The sequence below is a fragment of the Streptomyces sp. NPDC001858 genome (assembly GCF_053594615.1).
This window is the reverse complement of record NZ_JBSFEV010000025.1, coordinates 111,365-128,102: the sequence shown is the minus strand read 5'-3', so window position 1 is coordinate 128,102 and position 16,738 is coordinate 111,365. Positions and strand designations below refer to the sequence as shown.

Below are 16,738 nucleotides of genomic sequence, written 5' to 3'. Positions count from 1 at the left end.
CACGGCCTGTGGACAACATCCGCAGCTCAGCCGCTCAGGCGCACCGGCATGATCAGGTACTTGTAGGCCTCGTCCGCCTCCGCGTCCAGCGCCGGCTTGCCGCTGAGCAGCGCGGGCTTCGTGGACGTCGTGAAGGACAGCTGGGCGACCGGGGAGTCGATCGCGCTCAGGCCGTCCAGCAGGAAGGTCGGGTTGAAGGCGATCGAGATGTCGTCGCCCTCGAGCTGGGCGTCGACCCGCTCCACAGCCTGTGCGTCGTCGCTGGAGCCGGCCTCCAGGATGAGCACGCCCTGCTCGAAGCTGAGCCGCACCGGGGTGTTGCGCTCGGCGACCAGCGCGACGCGCTTGACGGCCTCCACGAAGGGGGCGGTCTCGATCACGGCGACGGAGTTGAACTCGGTCGGGAACAGCGTGCGGTACTTCGGGAGGTCGCCCTCCAGGAGGCGGGTCGTCGTACGACGGCCGGCGCCCTCGAAACCGATGAGCCCCTCGCCGGAACCCGAGCCGGAGAGCGCCAGGATGACGCTGTCGCCGCTCGTGAGGGCCTTGGCGGTGTCCAAGAGCGTCTTGGCGGGGACCAGGGCGACCGCGGACGCGTCGGGGTTCTCCGGCTTCCACAGGAACTCGCGGACCGCGAAGCGGTAGCGGTCGGTGGAGGCCAGCGTGACGGTGTCGCCCTCGATCTCGATGCGCACACCGGTGAGCACCGGCAGCGTGTCGTCACGACCGGCGGCGATGGCCACCTGAGCGGCCGCGGAGGCGAAGACCTCGCCGGGGACGGTGCCCGTGGCGTTCGGCATCTGCGGCAGCGACGGGTACTCCTCCACCGGCAGGGTGTGGAGCGTGAACCGCGAGGAGCCGCAGACCACCGTGGCCCGTACACCGTCTGTGGAGATCTCCACCGGACGGTTGGGCAGGGCGCGGCAGATGTCCGCGAGCAGTCGGCCGGACACGAGGACCGTGCCCTCCTCCTCGACCTCGGTCTCGACGGAGACCCGCGCGGAGACCTCGTAGTCGAAGCTGGACAGGCTCAGCTGGCCGTCCTCGGCCTTCAGCAGCAGGCCGGCGAGGACCGGCGCCGGCGGACGGGCCGGGAGGCTGCGCGCCGCCCAGGCCACGGCCTCCGCGAGTACGTCGCGTTCCACCCGGATCTTCACTCTTGCCGCCTCCTGCTGTTGCCGGCGCTTCTCGCCCTGCCTGGCCTTCGTCGTCTGTCTCGGTGTCGTCGGCCCCGAGGCGGGGCAGAACCACCGGGGACCAGTCTGACGCACCGCACTGACAGCTGGTGCCCCTCGGGGTCAAGTCGTGACGAGGGGCAGCCGGGCGCCGAGGAGCGAGTTGTGCACAGGACCCCCTTCTAAACGGATTCCTCGCTCTCTCTAGTTGGGAGTAGTAGTAGGGGCTGTGGAAACGGTGGATAACTGCGTTTTCGCAGCTCAGCATCGGTTTTTTATCCACTGGTCCTGTGGGTGGAGGCGGTGGATAACCGGGGCCCTCTGTGGAGAACAGAAAGTTCTGCACACTCCATGCACAGGCAGGGGCGAGTTGTCCCCAGAAGCGTCCCCAGGTTTACCCACGTTTCCCACAGGGCAACCCGGCAGCTTCGTGTGACGCCTTTCACTCGACCCGGTGACGAGGCGCGTCGTGTTGCCGAACAGTGGACAGACATGTGGAGAAGCCGGGGATCGCTGGGGACAACCGGCCGCAGCCTGTGGGTTGCCGGTGGACAACTCCATGCACAGCCTGTGGATCATTTTCTTGTCCACAGCCTGTGGATAAACTTTGTCCACGAATCCACAGCCACTTGACCTGGCTCGATGGTCTCTCACCGAGTCAGCCTGTGGATACAGTCTGGACAACTTCCCGGTCCCCAGGGTGTGGACGGGAAAAAGTCACCGAATCTGTGGAGAGTGGCCGTAACCCGGCCGGTAATCGAACAGCGGGTGAGCGCCGCACGACGGTTGCCGGTCGACGCCGGCGGGGGGTGGACGCCTCCAGGACGACGAAAAGCGCCCCCGGATGTCCTCCGGGGGCGCCCTCAGCGGCGTCCGCAACGCGATGTGTCGGTGCGGTCGGTGCGGTCGCTCGGTGCCGTCAGCCGTTCTTGATGCGGTTGGTCAGCTCCGTCACCTGGTTGTAGATGGAGCGCCGCTCGGCCATGAGATTGCGGATCTTGCGGTCGGCGTGCATGACCGTCGTGTGGTCGCGGCCGCCGAACAGCGCGCCGATCTTCGGCAGTGACAGGTCCGTCAGCTCACGGCACAGGTACATGGCGATCTGGCGGGCCGTGACGAGCTGGCGGCCGCGCGAGCTGCCGCACAGGTCCTCGATCGTGAGGCCGAAGTAGTCGGCCGTCGCGCTCATGATCGCGGTCGAGGTGATCTCGGGCGTGGAGTCGTCGCCGCCGGGGATCAGATCCTTGAGGACGATCTCCGTCAGGCCGAGGTCCACCGGCTGCCGGTTGAGTGACGCGAACGCCGTCACCCGGATCAGCGCGCCCTCCAGCTCGCGGATGTTGCGCGAGATGCGGGACGCGATGAACTCCAGGACCTCCGGCGGGGCGTTGAGCTGCTCCTGGACCGCCTTCTTGCGCAGGATCGCGATGCGGGTCTCCAGCTCGGGCGGCTGGACGTCGGTGGTCAGGCCCCATTCGAAACGGTTCCTCAGCCGGTCCTCCAGCGTCACCAGCTGCCTGGGCGGCCGGTCGCTGGACAGCACGATCTGCTTGTTCGCGTTGTGGAGCGTATTGAAGGTGTGGAAGAACTCCTCCTGCGTCGACTCCTTGTCCGCGAGGAACTGGATGTCGTCGACGAGCAGGATGTCCATCTCGCGGTACCGCTTGCGGAAGCTGTCGCCCTTGCCGTCGCGGATGGAGTTGATGAACTCGTTGGTGAACTCCTCCGAGCTCACGTACCGCACGCGCGTGCCCGGGTAGAGGCTTCGCGCGTAGTGCCCGATGGCGTGCAGCAGGTGCGTCTTGCCCAGGCCCGACTCCCCGTAGATGAAGAGGGGGTTGTAGGCCTTCGCGGGCGCCTCGGCGACGGCGACGGCGGCCGCGTGCGCGAACCGGTTGGAGGCGCCGATGACGAAGGTGTCGAAGAGGTACTTCGGGTTCAGGCGCGCCGTCGGCTCACCGGGGCCGGCCTTCGTCGGCGAGGACTGCGCGGCCGACGGTCCGGGCGTACCCGGGCCGTGCTGGCCGGGGCCGTGCTGCCCCGGGCCGCCGCGGTGCGGATGGCCGGGACCGGCCGACGGCGGCTCGGGCCGCTCGCGGCGGCCGGCGTCGCGCTGGTCGTAGTCGGACCGGGACTGCTCGTACTCCGACCGCTGCTGCTCGTACGGCGACGGGTCGTAGGGCGGCCGCTCCATCGACTGGGGGCGGTAGTCCTGCGACGGAGGACCGTAGGAGTCCTGCGACGAGGAGCTGTACGGGTCCTGGGAGGACGGCGACGCATAGGGGTCGCGCTCCGGGAAGCCGAGCCGCTGCTGCTGCCAGCTGTACTCGTCCTGCTGGGGCCGCGGCCAGGCGCCGGGCTCGGGGCGCTGGTACTCGGACGGATACGCGGGCCGCGCGGTGGGCAGTTGGTCCGCGCGCGAGCCGGGGAGCTGGTCGCCGGGCGTCGGCGGCATCGGGTCGGCGCGGTGGCGGCCGTAGCCCTCGTACTGGCTGTCGTACGAGTTGTCATACGAATTGTCGTATCCGGCGTCGTAGCGGCCGTCCTTCTGGCCCCCACCGTTCCGACCCTCGCTCCGGCTGTCGTTTCGGCCATCATTTCGGCCGTCCTGCCCGTCGTAGCCGGCCGGGAGCTCGGGCTCCTCGTAGCGCGGCTGCTGAGGTGCGGGAGGGGGCGGCGGGCCCTGGGGGTCGCCGGCGGAGTCGTCGACGGTGATGGCGATACGGATCGGGCGGCCGCACTCGCGGCTCAGCGTCTCGCTGACGATCGGGGCGAGGCGGCCCTCCAGCACGCCCTTCGCAAATTCGTTCGGCACTGCGAGCAGGGCGGTGTCGGCGACCAGCGCGAGCGGCTGGCAGCGCCTGATCCAGTGCTCGTCCTTCACCTCGACGCCCTGGCCCCGGCCCTCGCCGAGGAGCTGCTCCAGTACTCGTGGCCACACTGCGGCAAGATCGGCAGGTACGTCAGCCACAGGGCACGCTCTCTCGTGGGTCCCACGAACGTGTGGTTGCGGGACGGTCGGGATTCATATGGGGCGGGGCAGGGACAAAGGAACGATTCGGAGTTCAGCCAAGGTAGTCAGGGCGACGGGTGCGGTTCAAGTTGTTGTCCCCAGGCTGTGGATAGTGTCTCCCCGTGACTGCCGGTTTGACCGGATGGCGTAGCCGCGCGTACCGTAACCAGGTCGAGTTGTCGATGGCTGCTGCCGCCTGCCTCCGATGGGCACAGATCGCTTCAGGTGATCGGGAAGCGGTGCACTCGGGCGTTCACCGCGAGCTACCTCGTGGGCGCACGGTGACAGCCAGGACGGCACCCCGCCGCCACCGATTGATTTCTGGAGCCCCCGAGTGAGCAAGCGCACCTTCCAGCCGAACAACCGCCGTCGCGCCAAGACCCACGGCTTCCGCCTGCGGATGCGCACCCGTGCCGGTCGCGCGATTCTCGCGAACCGCCGCAGCAAGGGCCGCGCCAACCTGTCCGCCTGAGCCTGATCAGGTCATGACGTCGTGCTGCCTACCGAGCATCGGCTGAGGCGGCGCGAGGACTTCGCGACCGCGGTACGACGAGGTCGTCGGGCCGGCCGCCCGACCCTCGTGGTCCATCTTCGAAGCGGTGCCACGGACCCGCACGCGCCTGGGGAGAGCGCTCCCCCGACGCGTGCGGGTTTCGTCGTGAGCAAGGCTGTGGGCGGAGCGGTGGTGCGCAACAAGGTGAAGCGAAGACTGCGTCACCTGATGCGCGATCGAGTCACCCTCTTCCCCCCCGGTAGCCTGGTAGTCGTACGGGCGCTGCCCGGGGCGGGCGACGCCGACCACGCACAGCTGGCCCAAGACCTGGATGCCGCCCTTCAACGGCTACTGGGAGGGGGCGCGCGATGAAGTACCCGCTACTGGCTCTGATCAAGCTGTACCAGTGGACGATCAGTCCACTGCTCGGGCCGGTGTGCAAGTACTACCCGTCGTGCTCCCACTACGGCTATACGGCCATCGACCGGCACGGCGCGATCAAGGGAACGGCACTCACCGCGTGGCGCATTCTGCGCTGCAACCCGTGGTCGCTCGGCGGTGTGGACCATGTCCCGCCGCGCAAACGGCCGCGATGGCACGAAATGCTGCGCGACGCGTGGCGTGCACGCAGGGGCGGGACCTCCGCCGCCGAAACGGCCCCCGGGGAGAACTCTTCCTCGGGCCCGGCCGCAGAGACACCGTCCCATGCCCAAGGAGCATGATTAGTGGACACGATTGCCAGCCTCTTCAGCTTCATCACGACACCTGTCTCCTGGGTCATCGTCCAGTTCCACACGGTGTACGGCGCCATCTTCGGCCCTGACACCGGATGGGCCTGGGGCCTGTCCATCGTGTCCCTGGTGATCCTGATCCGTATCTGCCTGATCCCGCTGTTCGTGAAGCAGATCAAGTCGACTCGGGCGATGCAGACGCTGCAGCCTGAGATGAAGAAGATCCAGGAGCGCTACAAGAACGACAAACAGCGTCAGTCCGAAGAGATGATGAAGCTGTACAAGGAGACGGGCACCAACCCGCTCTCCTCGTGCCTTCCCATCCTGGCGCAGTCCCCGTTCTTCTTCGCCCTCTATCACGTGCTCAACGGCATCGCGACGGGCGACCAGATCGGCGTCATCAACGAGCAGCTGCTCGAGAGCGCGCGCAAGGCGCACATCTTCGGCGCTCCGTTGGCCGCGAAGTTCACCGACGGCTCGGCGAAGGTGGAGTCGCTCGGCGCCTCGCTCACCGATGTCCGCGTGGTCACCGCGATCATGATCGTTCTGATGTCGGCGTCGCAGTTCTTCACCCAGCGCCAGCTGATGACGAAGAACGTCGACACCACGGTGAAGACGCCGTTCATGCAGCAGCAGAAGATGCTGATGTACGTCTTCCCCGTCATGTTCGCCGTCTTCGGCATCAACTTCCCCGTGGGTGTCCTCGTCTACTGGCTCACCACCAACGTGTGGACCATGGGTCAGCAGATGTACGTGATCCGCAACAACCCGACGCCGGGTTCGAAGGCCCAGGCCGCCTACCTGGATCGCCTGTACAAGCACGTCACGCACAACGGCAAGACGCGTCGCCGCAGCGAGAAGGCCATCGTCAAGGCCATCGTGGCCAAGGGCCGCGACCGCAACGACGCCGAGCGCAAGTTCATCAACGCTCTGACCAAGGTGGGCTTCGCGGCCCAGGCCGACGGCAACGTCGTCAAGAGCGAGGCCCAGGCGGCTGCCCAGGCCGAGGACGGCACCTCCACGAGCGCGGCCGCCGCCAAGCGTCAGCAGCCCAAGCGCCAGTCGAAGTCGCAGCGCCAGTCCGCGACCCCGAAGGCGGCCGGCGAGCCCACCTCGCTGATCAAGTCCGACGAGCCGGAGGACGCCAAGCCCTCGGGCAGCGCCGGCGCCGCCAAGCAGGCCGGCGCAAAGCCCGGTTCCCAAGGCCGCAGCAAGGCCCAGTCCGGACAGCGCAAGGGCGGCCCGCAGCGCCCCAAGTCCCCGTCCAAGAAGTAAGAAGGAGCCCATCCCGTGACGGAAGGCACCACCTCCGCCGCCGCCGAGGGTGCAGACACCCTGACCCGCCTGGAGCAGGAGGGCGAGATCGCGGCGGACTACCTCGAGGGTCTGCTGGACATCGCCGATCTCGACGGCGACATCGACATGGACGTCGAGGCCGACCGCGCCTCTGTGTCGATCATCAGCGACGTGGGCACCCGTGACCTGCTGAAGCTGGTCGGCCGGGACGGCGAGGTGTTGGAGGCGCTGCAGGAACTCACGCGCCTGGCCGTGCACCGGGAGACCGGCGACCGCAGCCGACTGATGCTCGACATCGCCGGCTACCGCGCCAACAAGCGCGCCGAGCTCACCGAGCTGGGCGCCAAGGCCGCGGCCGACGCGAAGAACAACGGTGAGCCGGTCAAGATGCAGCCGATGACGCCCTTCGAGCGCAAGGTCGTGCACGACGCGGTCAAGGCCGCCGGCCTGCGCAGCGAGTCCGAGGGCGAGGAGCCGCAGCGCTTCGTCGTCGTGCTGCCCAACTGATTCGGTACGTACGTATCCCCGGCCCCGTCTGTCGCGCAGGCGGGGCCGATCTTTGTCAGCCTGGTAGTTCTGGCGTCGGCGCGGAAAGCGCTGATGCGGTACGGAAGGACGGTCCCCGTGACGGAGGCAGCGGAGCTCCCCCCCGCGCCCGAAGTGGCACGAGAGGTATTCGGTGATCGCTTCGGCGATGCGGTCCGATATGCCGAGCTCCTGGCCGAGGCAGGTGTACAGCGTGGGCTGATCGGCCCACGCGAGGTGCCCCGCCTGTGGGAGAGGCACCTGTTGAACTGCGCGGTGCTCTCTGAGGTCGTGCCCGAGGGCGTGACCGTGTGCGACGTCGGCTCGGGCGCCGGGCTGCCCGGCATTCCTCTGGCGCTTGTGCGGGAGGATCTGAAGATCACCCTGCTGGAGCCGCTGCTGCGACGGACCAACTTCCTCAACGAGGTCGTCGAGCTGCTCGGCCTGGACCATGTGACGGTCGCGCGTGGCCGTGCCGAGGAGGTCATGGGCAACATCCCACCGGTCCACGTGGTGACCGCCCGCGCCGTGGCGCCCCTGGACCGCCTGGCCGGCTGGGGCATCCCGCTGCTGCGCCCCTACGGCGAGATGCTCGCCCTCAAGGGAGACACCGCCGAGGAGGAGCTGAAGAGCGCGGCCACCGCGCTCAGCAAGCTCGGGGCCGTGAGCACCTCGATCCTGCATGTGGGTGAGGGCGTGGTCGATCCGCTGTCCACGGTGGTGCGGGTCGAGGTCGGGGAGAGCCCCGGCGGTGTGCGGTTCGCGGCGAAGCGAGCCAAGGCGGCCCGCACCGGCCGAGTACGCCGACGTCGCTGAGTCCCTGACGCCGCTGAGGCGCTGACGCCGCTGAGGCGCTGACACGCTGAGACGTACTCCACACAAGCTGCCGAACCCATGCAGACGGAGTGTCGCGAGGGATCCGGCCGCAGGCGCTGTGCATCGTGTTTCACGTGAAACGTCGCTCTCTGCTCCACGGCATTATCAGTCGCGGCCGCGCCGCGGCCGAACCCCGCGACCGTAAGCCTCTCGGTTCACTCGATGAGGGACGGGAGTTGTCCACAGAGGTGGATTTCTCCACAGAACAGCAGGCCTCACTGGTTCACCACCCCGAAGGCATGGGAGGCTCTGTTCATTGCGAGCCTGAAGTCGAGGAGAGTGAATCCTTGCGGTCCGACGCCAACATCGCGGGACCGATGACCGATCCGGTCCCCGGTCCCCGTACCGAGTCGTTCGGGGAGGATGTTTCACGTGAAACACCGCCCCCGATGGACGACACTCCGATCGGTCGTGCTGCCCAACTCGCGGTGGAGGCTCTCGGCCGCGCCGGCGAGGGTCTGCCACGCCCCGAGCAGACCCGTGTGATCGTGGTCGCCAATCAGAAGGGCGGGGTGGGCAAGACGACGACGACCGTCAACCTTGCCGCATCCCTGGCTCTGCACGGCGGCCGAGTTCTGGTGGTCGACCTCGACCCCCAGGGCAACGCGTCCACTGCTCTGGGGATCGATCACCACGCCGAGGTTCCGTCCATCTATGACGTGTTGGTCGAGAGCCGTCCGCTTGCGGAGGTCGTTCAGCCCGTCCCCGATGTAGAGGGCCTTTTCTGCGCTCCTGCCACGATCGATCTCGCCGGTGCGGAGATCGAGTTGGTGTCCCTGGTGGCGCGTGAGAGCCGCCTGCAGCGAGCGATCCAGGCCTATGAACAACCGCTGGACTACATCCTCATCGACTGCCCGCCCTCCCTCGGTCTCCTCACGGTCAACGCGATGGTGGCCGGTGCCGAGGTCCTCATCCCGATCCAGTGCGAGTACTACGCGCTGGAGGGACTGGGGCAGTTGCTGCGCAACGTCGACCTGGTGCGGGGGCACCTCAACCCCGCCCTGCATGTGTCGACCATCCTGCTCACGATGTATGACGGCCGGACGCGTCTCGCGTCGCAGGTCGCCGAGGAGGTGCGCACCCACTTCGGTGACGAGGTTCTGCGGACGAGCATTCCCCGCTCGGTCCGGATCTCCGAGGCACCGAGCTATGGGCAGACGGTGCTGACCTACGATCCCGGATCGAGCGGCGCCTTGTCTTACCTTGAGGCAGCACGAGAGCTTGCGCTGAAGGGCGTCGAGGTCGGTTACGACCGCACGCGCGCCCATATCGGCGCCCAGAACAACCGGAACATGGTGGAGGGGATCCAGTGAGTGAGCGACGGAGGGGGCTCGGCCGAGGTCTAGGAGCGCTGATCCCTGCTGCCCCGACCGAGAAGACACCGGCACAGACCGCGGTCGGAGGCGGAGGATCCGCGTCTCCCGCATCCGTACCGGTGTTGACGACCGACCGCGGAGTGGCCGCGGCGAAGGTGGCCACGCTGCCGCCTGTTTCACGTGAAACAGAGGAAGTGTCGGTGTTCGGCGTCATGGAGACGCCCGCGCCGCCGATCGGCGCGTACTTCGCCGAGATCCCTCTCGACCACATCTCGCCGAACCCGCGCCAGCCGCGTGAGGTCTTCGACGAGGATGCGCTGCACGAACTCATCACCTCCATCCAGGAGGTCGGCCTGCTGCAGCCGGTCGTCGTGCGCCAGACCGGTCCCGCGCGCTACGAGCTCATCATGGGTGAGCGGCGGTGGCGGGCCTGCCGTGAGGCCGGCCTGGAGGCGATGCCGGCGATCGTGCGGGCCACGGATGACGAGAAGCTCCTCCTGGACGCTCTCCTGGAGAACCTTCACCGGTCTCAGCTGAACCCGCTGGAAGAGGCCGCGGCCTACGACCAGTTGCTGAAGGACTTCAACTGCACGCACGACCAGTTGGCGGACCGCATCGGCCGGTCCCGTCCGCAGGTGTCCAATACTCTGCGTCTGTTGAAGCTCTCGCCGGCGGTTCAGCGCCGGGTGGCGGCCGGAGTGCTTTCCGCCGGTCATGCGCGGGCGCTGCTCTCCGTGGACGACTCGGAGGAGCAGGACCGGCTGGCCCACCGGATTGTGGCCGAGGGACTCTCGGTGCGCGCCGTCGAGGAGATCGTGACCCTCATGGGCTCGCGTCCGCAGACGGCTCAGCGTGCCAAGGGGCCGCGCGCCGGTGGTCGGGTCTCCCCGGCGCTGACCGACCTTGCGACCCGGCTCTCGGACCGCTTCGAGACGCGGGTGAAGGTCGACCTGGGGCAGAAGAAGGGCAAGATCACTGTCGAGTTCGCCTCGATGGAGGACCTTGAGCGCATCCTCGGCTCGCTCGCTCCCGGAGAGGGTCCTGTCCTGCAGAAGGGCCTCGTGGACGGTGACGCCGAGGCGGCGGAGGACGAAGACGCAGCGGAGGACTGAGCCGCTGCCCGACCGGGGCGGCGCTGGTCCTGGAAGGCTGTGAGCGAGCCGTGTCCGGTGTGTACCGGAACACGGCTCGCTCTTTGCTTTCAGGCGGTATCGATGGAATCGCATCGTGGATACGATGCGGTTGGGGCTATGGCGCATCCACCTGGCAGCACCTCGGAGCGGGAGGCGAGGGCCATGCGAACGATGAGCCGGACCGGACTGGTGAGCGCCGGACTGGGCCTGGGCGCCGTCGGCGGGTTCGTCGGCAGTCTGCTCAGGGAACGGAGCGCTCTGACAGCCGCTCGCGACGCCGCGGGCGAAGGAAGCGAGGAACAGCCTTCATGGGGCGTCGGCTCGTACCGCTCACGCTGGACAACCTTCAGGACCTTCCCAAGCGCTGTCGCTCGTGTGTCTTCTGGGAACTGGACCCCGTCCGCGGTCAGGCCGCGCTGAAGGCAGGGACGTCCGCCCTGGAAAAGGAGTCCTGGATCTCCGCTGTCCTGCTCGACTGGGGGTCGTGCGGCCGGGTCGTCTACGTGGACGACGTCCCCGTCGGCTTCGTGCTCTACGCCCCTCCCGCCTACGTGCCCCGTTCGACGGCGTTCCCCACGAGCCCCGTGTCGCCGGACGCCGTGCAGTTGATGACCGCGTTCATCATGCCGGGCTACCAAGGGCAGGGACTCGGCCGGATGATGGTCCAGACGGTCGCCAAGGATCTGCTGCGTCGGGGCTTCAAGGCGATCGAGGCATTCGGCGACGCCCGCTGGCAGGAACCGGCCTGTGTGCTCCCGGCCGACCACCTGCTGGCGGTGGGCTTCAAGACCATGCGCCCCCATCCCACCCATCCTCGGATGAGGCTGGAGCTGCGGACCACGCTGTCCTGGAAGGAAGACGTGGAGATGGCGCTCGACCGGTTGCTGGGAGCGGTCCAGAAGGACCCGGTGCTGCGCCCGTTGTAGCCGGATTCGGCGGCGCGCTTCGGTGCTCCGTTTCGGGAAAGCGAAGGGGCCGACCCGCTCGGGTCGGCCCCTTCGTGTTTCACGTGAAACATCAGCTGTCGTGCGTCACTCGGAGATGAAGGTCTCCAGATCGCGGACGAGTGCGGCCTTCGGCTTGGCGCCGACGATCGTCTTGGCGACCTCGCCGCCCTGGTACACGTTCAGGGTCGGAATCGACATGACGCCGTACTTGGCAGCCGTGGCCGGGTTCTCGTCGATGTTGAGCTTGACGATCTCGATCTTCTCGCCGTGCTCGGCCGCGATGGCCTCGAGGGAGGGAGCGATCTGGCGGCACGGGCCGCACCACTCGGCCCAGAAGTCCACCAGGACGGGCTTGTCGCTCTTGAGGACGACCTCTTCGAAGTCGGCGTCGGTCACATTCTTCAGGGTGCCGGCCACAGGGGGCTCCTTAATTCTTTGTGCGGTGGGGCGGGAGAGGGGTCAGACGGAGGTCTTCTCGGGCTCGGACTGCTCCTCGTCCGCCAGGGCGGCGAGGTAGCGCTCGGCGTCGAGAGCGGAGGAGCAGCCGGTGCCGGCCGCGGTGATCGCCTGGCGGTAGGTGTGGTCGACCACGTCGCCGCCGGCGAAGACACCGGGCAGGTTCGTCCGAGTGGAAGGCGAGGCGACCTTCAGGTAGCCCTCCTCGTCGAGGTCGAGCTGACCCTTGAAGAGCTCGGTGCGCGGGTCGTGGCCGATCGCGATGAACAGTCCGGTCACCGCCAGGTCCGAGAGCTCGCCGGTCTTGAGGTTGCGCAGCTTCAGTCCGGCCAGCTTCGGGTCGCCCTGGATCTCGGCGACCTCGCTGTCCCAGATGAACTTGATCTTCGGGTCGGCGAAGGCGCGTTCCTGCATCGCCTTGGAGGCCCGCAGGCTGTCCCGGCGGTGGACGATGGTCACGGACTTGGCGAAGCGCGAGAGGAAGGTGGCCTCCTCCATCGCCGTGTCGCCGCCGCCGATCACGGCGATGTCCTGCTCCTTGAAGAAGAAGCCGTCACAGGTGGCGCACCACGAGACGCCGCGGCCGGACAGGGCGTCCTCGTTCGGCAGGCCGAGCTTGCGGTGCTGGGAGCCGGTGGTGACGATGACGGCCTTGGCCCGGTGGATCGTGCCCGCGGTGTCCGTGACGGTCTTGATCTCACCCGTGAGGTCGACGGAGACGATGTCGTCGGGGATCAACTCGGCGCCGAAGCGTTCGGCCTGGGAGCGCATGTTGTCCATGAGCTCGGGGCCCATGATCCCGTCCTGGAAGCCGGGGAAGTTCTCCACCTCGGTGGTGTTCATGAGTGCACCGCCCGCGGTGACGGCACCTTCGAACACCAGCGGCTTCAGCGACGCGCGTGCGGTGTACAGGGCCGCGGTGTAGCCGGCAGGCCCGGAGCCGATGATGATCACGTTACGGACGTCGCTCACGGCTTGTTTCCTCGTCTCTGGACTGCTTCTCGACGGGTGGGAGCCTCTGGACTCTCACCCCACCCAACGGATCCTAAGGGGCCCGCATTCCCGCTGTGTCCGGGCACACGGAGGGGTGACACCGCAGGGGTGTCGGAGAGGGAAGTAGAGGGCCGAGCCAGGGGGAAGCGACGGGCTGGACGGAGACGGTACGCGGGTTGTCAGCGACGCGTGTAGGAGTCTGTCAGCAGGACCTTGGCCGGGCTCGACGACGGATGATCCACACAGGTCTTGTCCATGATGTAGACGTCGATCCGAGCGCTGTCCGAGGCGTCGGGCAGCACGACGAGCAGGGCGTCCGTCCCCTGGTACGTGCCCTCCTCGGTGGCGAGGGCCGCGTCGTCGCGCCCGATGCCCTGCTGGACGCAGGGGGGAACCACAGGCTGTCGGAGGATCTTGGGCGACGCCTCGGTGGAGCCCTGGATTCCCACACTCTCCGGGGCACGCGAGCTCCCGGCCTTGGCCAGCAGGCCGGCGACCTGTCCTTCGAGCTTGCTCGCGGCGAAGGTGTCCGGCCCGGCGGACTGATGCGCCGAGGTGCCCGGCCCTCCGCCACCCGTGAGGGACGACACGAGGACGGAACCGAGTCCCAGTGCCGCGGCGGTGAAGACCGCGCCGAGGACGGCGACCTTGCGGCGCCCGCCCCGCTTGCGGTCCTTGCGGCCGGGACCGGTGGCGTTGGTGCGAGCGTGACCCGCAGGCCGGTCCGACGCCGTCGCTGTTTCACGTGAAACATGGAGCACGTCTGCGTCGGCCTTGATCACGGGGGCCGCTCCCGGCGCGCTCTCGTCCTCCGGGGCCGTGGCGTTCAGGAGGGCTTCGGCGGCGAGTGCGGCGTCGATGCGCTGGGCGACGTCGTCCGGCATGCGCGACGGACCGGGAAGGGCGCCCAGCAGGTCGCGGATCTCCTCGAGGGAGGTGTGGACGTCCGTACAGAGTTCGCAGCCGTCCAGGTGCCGACGCACGTCTGCGCTGCGGGCTGGTGCGAGCAGGCCCTCGGTGAGGTCGGAGATCTCCGTGACATCCGGGTGTCCGGTCGTGTCCGTCGTCGATGTCACGTTCGCCCACCTCCGCCCTTCACAGCAGCTGAATCGCCTGTCCCGGCGTTGTCCGGTCCCTCGTCACGAGGTTCCGCTGCCGGTGGGACGGATGTCCCCTGCGCCCGGTTCCGTCCTGAGCCGCTTTCTCTCCTGTCGCCGGTGCCGTCGGGCCGCAGATGGGTCAGGAGCGGCAGGAGTCTCGCTCTGCCGCGAGCGCAGCGGCTCTTGACCGTTCCGGTCGGCACGTCGAGCATGCGGGCGGCCTCGGCGACCGGGTAGCCCTGCATGTCCACGAGGACCAGGGCGGCCCGCTGGTCGGGCGGGAGGGTGCCGAGCGCTTCGAGGAGCTGGCGGTGCAGGTCGTTGCGTTCCACCGGAGCGGAGGCCGACTCGTGCGGTTCGAGCAGCTGGTCCAGTCGCTCGGTGTCGTCGACCGGTGAGGTCTTGCGGGAGGCGGCTTTGCGGGCCCGGTCCAGGCAGGCGTTCACGGTGATGCGGTGCAGCCAGGTCGTGACGGCGGACTGGCCGCGGAAGGTGTGGGCGGCCCGGTAGGCGGACACGAGGGCGTCCTGGACGGCGTCAGCGGCCTCCTCGCGGTCTCCCAGCGTGCGCAGGGCCACCGCCCAGAGCCGGTCGCGATGACGCCGCACGAGCTCACCGAAGGCGTCGGGGTCGCCCTCGACGTGGTGGGTGAGGAGGTCCTGGTCGCTCACTCCGTCATAGCCGGCGCCTTCCGCCATCGGACCCCCTCCCCCTTCGGTGAGACGTCAGCCTGTGAACTTCAGGTCGGTGATCGCCTGCTTATAGCCTTCATCGCTGTACTGATCGCCGGGAGCGTGTGGCAGAGCGGTGAGCCAGACGAGCACGTACCGCGTCTTGACCGCCTTGGAGGTTTTCACCGCGGCGGTGGTTCCGGTCGTGGTGAGCGTGCCGATCTTCTGCATCGACTTGATGGCACTTACGGACGGAGTCAGCGAGTCGGCGGCGTACAGGTTCACGGTCGTGCGACTGCCACCGTAGTAGAGCCCTATCGTCGCCGTGGAGATCTCCTGTGCCGAGCCCAGGTCGTAGATGATGCCCACGCCCGGCTTGTACGGCGCCAGCACCGGCCCGCCGCGGAAGCTGGATGTCCGCCAATACGTCGAGCTGTCGCCGTCGTAGGTCTCGTCGACGTCGTTGGGGTGCTGGGCGTCGCCGCTCACGACGTACTCCGCCGCGTCCTGGATCTTCAGCTGCTGGGGCACCTTGGGCGAGGCGCTGTTCTTGTCGCCGTCGTCCGTCGTCTGCGTCTGGTTGGTGTCCTCGGACTTGCCCTGGTCCATCAAGGCGTCCGCGAGCTGCCAGCTGCCGAGCCCGAGGGCGGCGATGAGGAGGGCGGAGACCGCCCACTTCAGGGCCTTGCCGGTGCGGCTCTGCAGCGGGGGCAGCGGGGTCGGCACAGGCTGGGTGACGCCCGGGTGCGGTGCCGGACGGCCGTAGGTGCCCTGCTGGTACGTCGTGCGCTGGTACTCGGGCGGTGCGGTGAACGCGGGCTCCGGCGGGCGGATGCGGGGCATCTCGCCGATCGCCTTCACCAGCTCCTCCGGCGTGGTGCAGGCCGCCTCGTGCCGGGAGGCGGTCGCGCCGTCGTTGACGAGGGCGCGCATGGCCAGCTCCGACAGGCCCCGGTGGACACCGGCCCGCACCTGGTCGGGGGCGATCAACCCGACGTCCTTGGGCAGCCCGGACAGGCCGTACGCGTCGTTCTCGTACGGCCAGCGCTGGGTGAGCGCCGAGTACAGCAGAGCGCCGATCGCCTCGGTGTCGGTGCGCTGAGGGGTCTCGGTGGTGATGCCGCGCAGGGCGGCGTTCACCGCGAGGCCGCGGATGCGCCACTGGCCCGAGGAGGTGCGCAGCACGGCGTTGGGGTTCAGCCGCAGATGCGACAGGCCCTCACGGTGCGCCGCGGCCATGGCGGAGGCGATCTGACTGACCATCTGGTAGGCGTCGTGCGGCTCCAGCGGGCCGGCCGCGAGCAGCGCGGTCAGCTCGGTGGCATCGGGCAGCCACTCGTGGACGACGTAGACGAGGTCGTTCTCCTCGACGGCGTCCAGCACCTGGACGAAGCGAGGATCGCCGAGCAGGGCCGAGGAGCGGGCCGCGGCCAGCACCGAACGGGCCCGTGTGTGGTCCGCGGGCAGGATGTGAACGCCCACGGCACGACGGAGTTTCTCGTCGACCGCACGCCAACTGCTGAAACCGTCCAGACGGGTGACGCACTCTTCGAGGCGATAGCGTCTGGCGAGCTTGTGACCACTGTGCAGTTCCGGCGGTGAGGCCTTCCCGGGACGCTCCGCCCCGCCGCTCCCCTGTGCCTCGTCGCTGTCCGTGTCCTGCTCCCGGTTCTTGACCACCCCGTCGGCCGTGGACTGGTCCGCTTGTGCGGTCAGCGGCTCGTCACCGCTGTTGTCTGCCACGTCGACGGCAGCTGTGCTCCGTTCCGCCACCGTCGTTCCTGCCTCCCCATTCAGTGCGCGCCGTCCGACCTCGTGCGCGCCGTCCGACGCCGAACCCAATTGTGCCCATAGTCCGTCGCTATGCACGACACGCGGCGGCGGACGATGGTTGTGCGCCTACCCCGTTCTCGGACCTGTGCAGCGGATCATGCCGCATACGCGGGGTCCGGCATGCACTGCCCCGGAGGAAGTGCTCTCCTCGCGCCGACTGACTCTCGCTCGTCGGATACC

The 16,738-nt window shown here is 68.4% G+C and carries 16 protein-coding genes; 9 read left to right on the top strand and 7 right to left on the bottom strand.

Features of this window, described 5'->3' with window-relative positions:
- Positions 1 to 26 precede the first annotated feature (26 nt).
- Both dnaN and dnaA read right to left on the bottom strand, forming a co-directional pair.
- The gene (gene dnaN / locus ACWCPF_RS29815; protein ID WP_356260508.1) at positions 27 to 1,157 is read right to left on the bottom strand and encodes a DNA polymerase III subunit beta; all 1,131 of its coding nucleotides are present in this window, start codon (positions 1,155 to 1,157) and stop codon (positions 27 to 29) included.
- 937 nt (positions 1,158 to 2,094) lie between these two features.
- On the bottom strand, positions 2,095 to 4,116 hold the full coding sequence (gene dnaA, locus ACWCPF_RS29810) for a chromosomal replication initiator protein DnaA (protein ID WP_451048206.1): 2,022 nt from the start codon (positions 4,114 to 4,116) through the stop codon (positions 2,095 to 2,097).
- 406 nt (positions 4,117 to 4,522) lie between these two features.
- Between dnaA and rpmH the strand changes: the two genes are divergently transcribed.
- The 9 genes from rpmH (at position 4,523) to ACWCPF_RS29765 (ending at position 11,484) form a co-directional block, all read left to right on the top strand.
- Positions 4,523 to 4,660 (top strand): 50S ribosomal protein L34, encoded by a 138-nt coding sequence (gene rpmH, locus ACWCPF_RS29805; protein ID WP_018846094.1) that lies wholly within the window; start codon positions 4,523 to 4,525, stop codon positions 4,658 to 4,660.
- Positions 4,661 to 4,681: 21 nt separating this feature from the next.
- Positions 4,682 to 5,053: a ribonuclease P protein component gene (gene rnpA / locus ACWCPF_RS29800; RefSeq protein ID WP_078615780.1), complete on the top strand. Its 372-nt coding sequence runs from the start codon at positions 4,682 to 4,684 to the stop codon at positions 5,051 to 5,053.
- Positions 5,050 to 5,403 carry a membrane protein insertion efficiency factor YidD gene (yidD, locus tag ACWCPF_RS29795; protein WP_451048185.1) on the top strand — a complete coding sequence of 118 codons (354 nt, stop codon included), beginning with the start codon at positions 5,050 to 5,052 and terminating at the stop codon, positions 5,401 to 5,403. The genes rnpA and yidD overlap by 4 nt, the downstream gene beginning before the upstream one ends.
- Positions 5,404 to 5,406: 3 nt before the next feature.
- Positions 5,407 to 6,687: a membrane protein insertase YidC gene (gene yidC, locus ACWCPF_RS29790; protein ID WP_451048184.1), complete on the top strand. Its 1,281-nt coding sequence runs from the start codon at positions 5,407 to 5,409 to the stop codon at positions 6,685 to 6,687.
- A 15-nt stretch (positions 6,688 to 6,702) separates the two neighbouring features.
- Complete coding sequence (locus ACWCPF_RS29785) at positions 6,703 to 7,215, top strand: Jag family protein (RefSeq protein WP_451048183.1); 513 nt, start codon at positions 6,703 to 6,705, stop codon at positions 7,213 to 7,215.
- Positions 7,216 to 7,332: 117 nt separating this feature from the next.
- Positions 7,333 to 8,049: a 16S rRNA (guanine(527)-N(7))-methyltransferase RsmG gene (gene rsmG / locus ACWCPF_RS29780; RefSeq protein ID WP_451048182.1), complete on the top strand. Its 717-nt coding sequence runs from the start codon at positions 7,333 to 7,335 to the stop codon at positions 8,047 to 8,049.
- Between the two features lie 299 nt (positions 8,050 to 8,348).
- The gene (locus tag ACWCPF_RS29775; protein ID WP_451048205.1) at positions 8,349 to 9,422 is read left to right on the top strand and encodes an AAA family ATPase; all 1,074 of its coding nucleotides are present in this window, start codon (positions 8,349 to 8,351) and stop codon (positions 9,420 to 9,422) included.
- A complete protein-coding gene (locus tag ACWCPF_RS29770; protein ID WP_451048181.1) occupies positions 9,419 to 10,537 on the top strand; it encodes a ParB/RepB/Spo0J family partition protein in 1,119 nt (372 codons plus the stop codon). The genes ACWCPF_RS29775 and ACWCPF_RS29770 overlap by 4 nt, the downstream gene beginning before the upstream one ends.
- A gap of 329 nt (positions 10,538 to 10,866) precedes the next feature.
- Positions 10,867 to 11,484 (top strand): GNAT family N-acetyltransferase, encoded by a 618-nt coding sequence (locus ACWCPF_RS29765; RefSeq protein ID WP_451048180.1) that lies wholly within the window; start codon positions 10,867 to 10,869, stop codon positions 11,482 to 11,484.
- Between the two features lie 105 nt (positions 11,485 to 11,589).
- On the opposite strand, the gene trxA is transcribed toward ACWCPF_RS29765, so the two are convergent.
- From trxA to ACWCPF_RS29740, 5 genes are all read right to left on the bottom strand, one after another.
- On the bottom strand, positions 11,590 to 11,922 hold the full coding sequence (gene trxA / locus ACWCPF_RS29760; protein ID WP_057576621.1) for a thioredoxin: 333 nt from the start codon (positions 11,920 to 11,922) through the stop codon (positions 11,590 to 11,592).
- Between the two features lie 42 nt (positions 11,923 to 11,964).
- Complete coding sequence (gene trxB, locus ACWCPF_RS29755; RefSeq protein ID WP_451048179.1) at positions 11,965 to 12,933, bottom strand: thioredoxin-disulfide reductase; 969 nt, start codon at positions 12,931 to 12,933, stop codon at positions 11,965 to 11,967.
- Between the two features lie 200 nt (positions 12,934 to 13,133).
- The gene (locus tag ACWCPF_RS29750; RefSeq protein ID WP_451048178.1) at positions 13,134 to 14,030 is read right to left on the bottom strand and encodes a hypothetical protein; all 897 of its coding nucleotides are present in this window, start codon (positions 14,028 to 14,030) and stop codon (positions 13,134 to 13,136) included.
- Complete coding sequence (gene sigM / locus ACWCPF_RS29745; RefSeq protein ID WP_451048177.1) at positions 14,027 to 14,752, bottom strand: RNA polymerase sigma factor SigM; 726 nt, start codon at positions 14,750 to 14,752, stop codon at positions 14,027 to 14,029. Before sigM ends, ACWCPF_RS29750 begins: the two co-directional genes overlap by 4 nt.
- A 27-nt stretch (positions 14,753 to 14,779) precedes the next feature.
- On the bottom strand, positions 14,780 to 16,498 hold the full coding sequence (locus tag ACWCPF_RS29740; RefSeq protein ID WP_451048176.1) for a protein kinase family protein: 1,719 nt from the start codon (positions 16,496 to 16,498) through the stop codon (positions 14,780 to 14,782).
- Between the last annotated feature and the right edge of the window lie 240 nt (positions 16,499 to 16,738).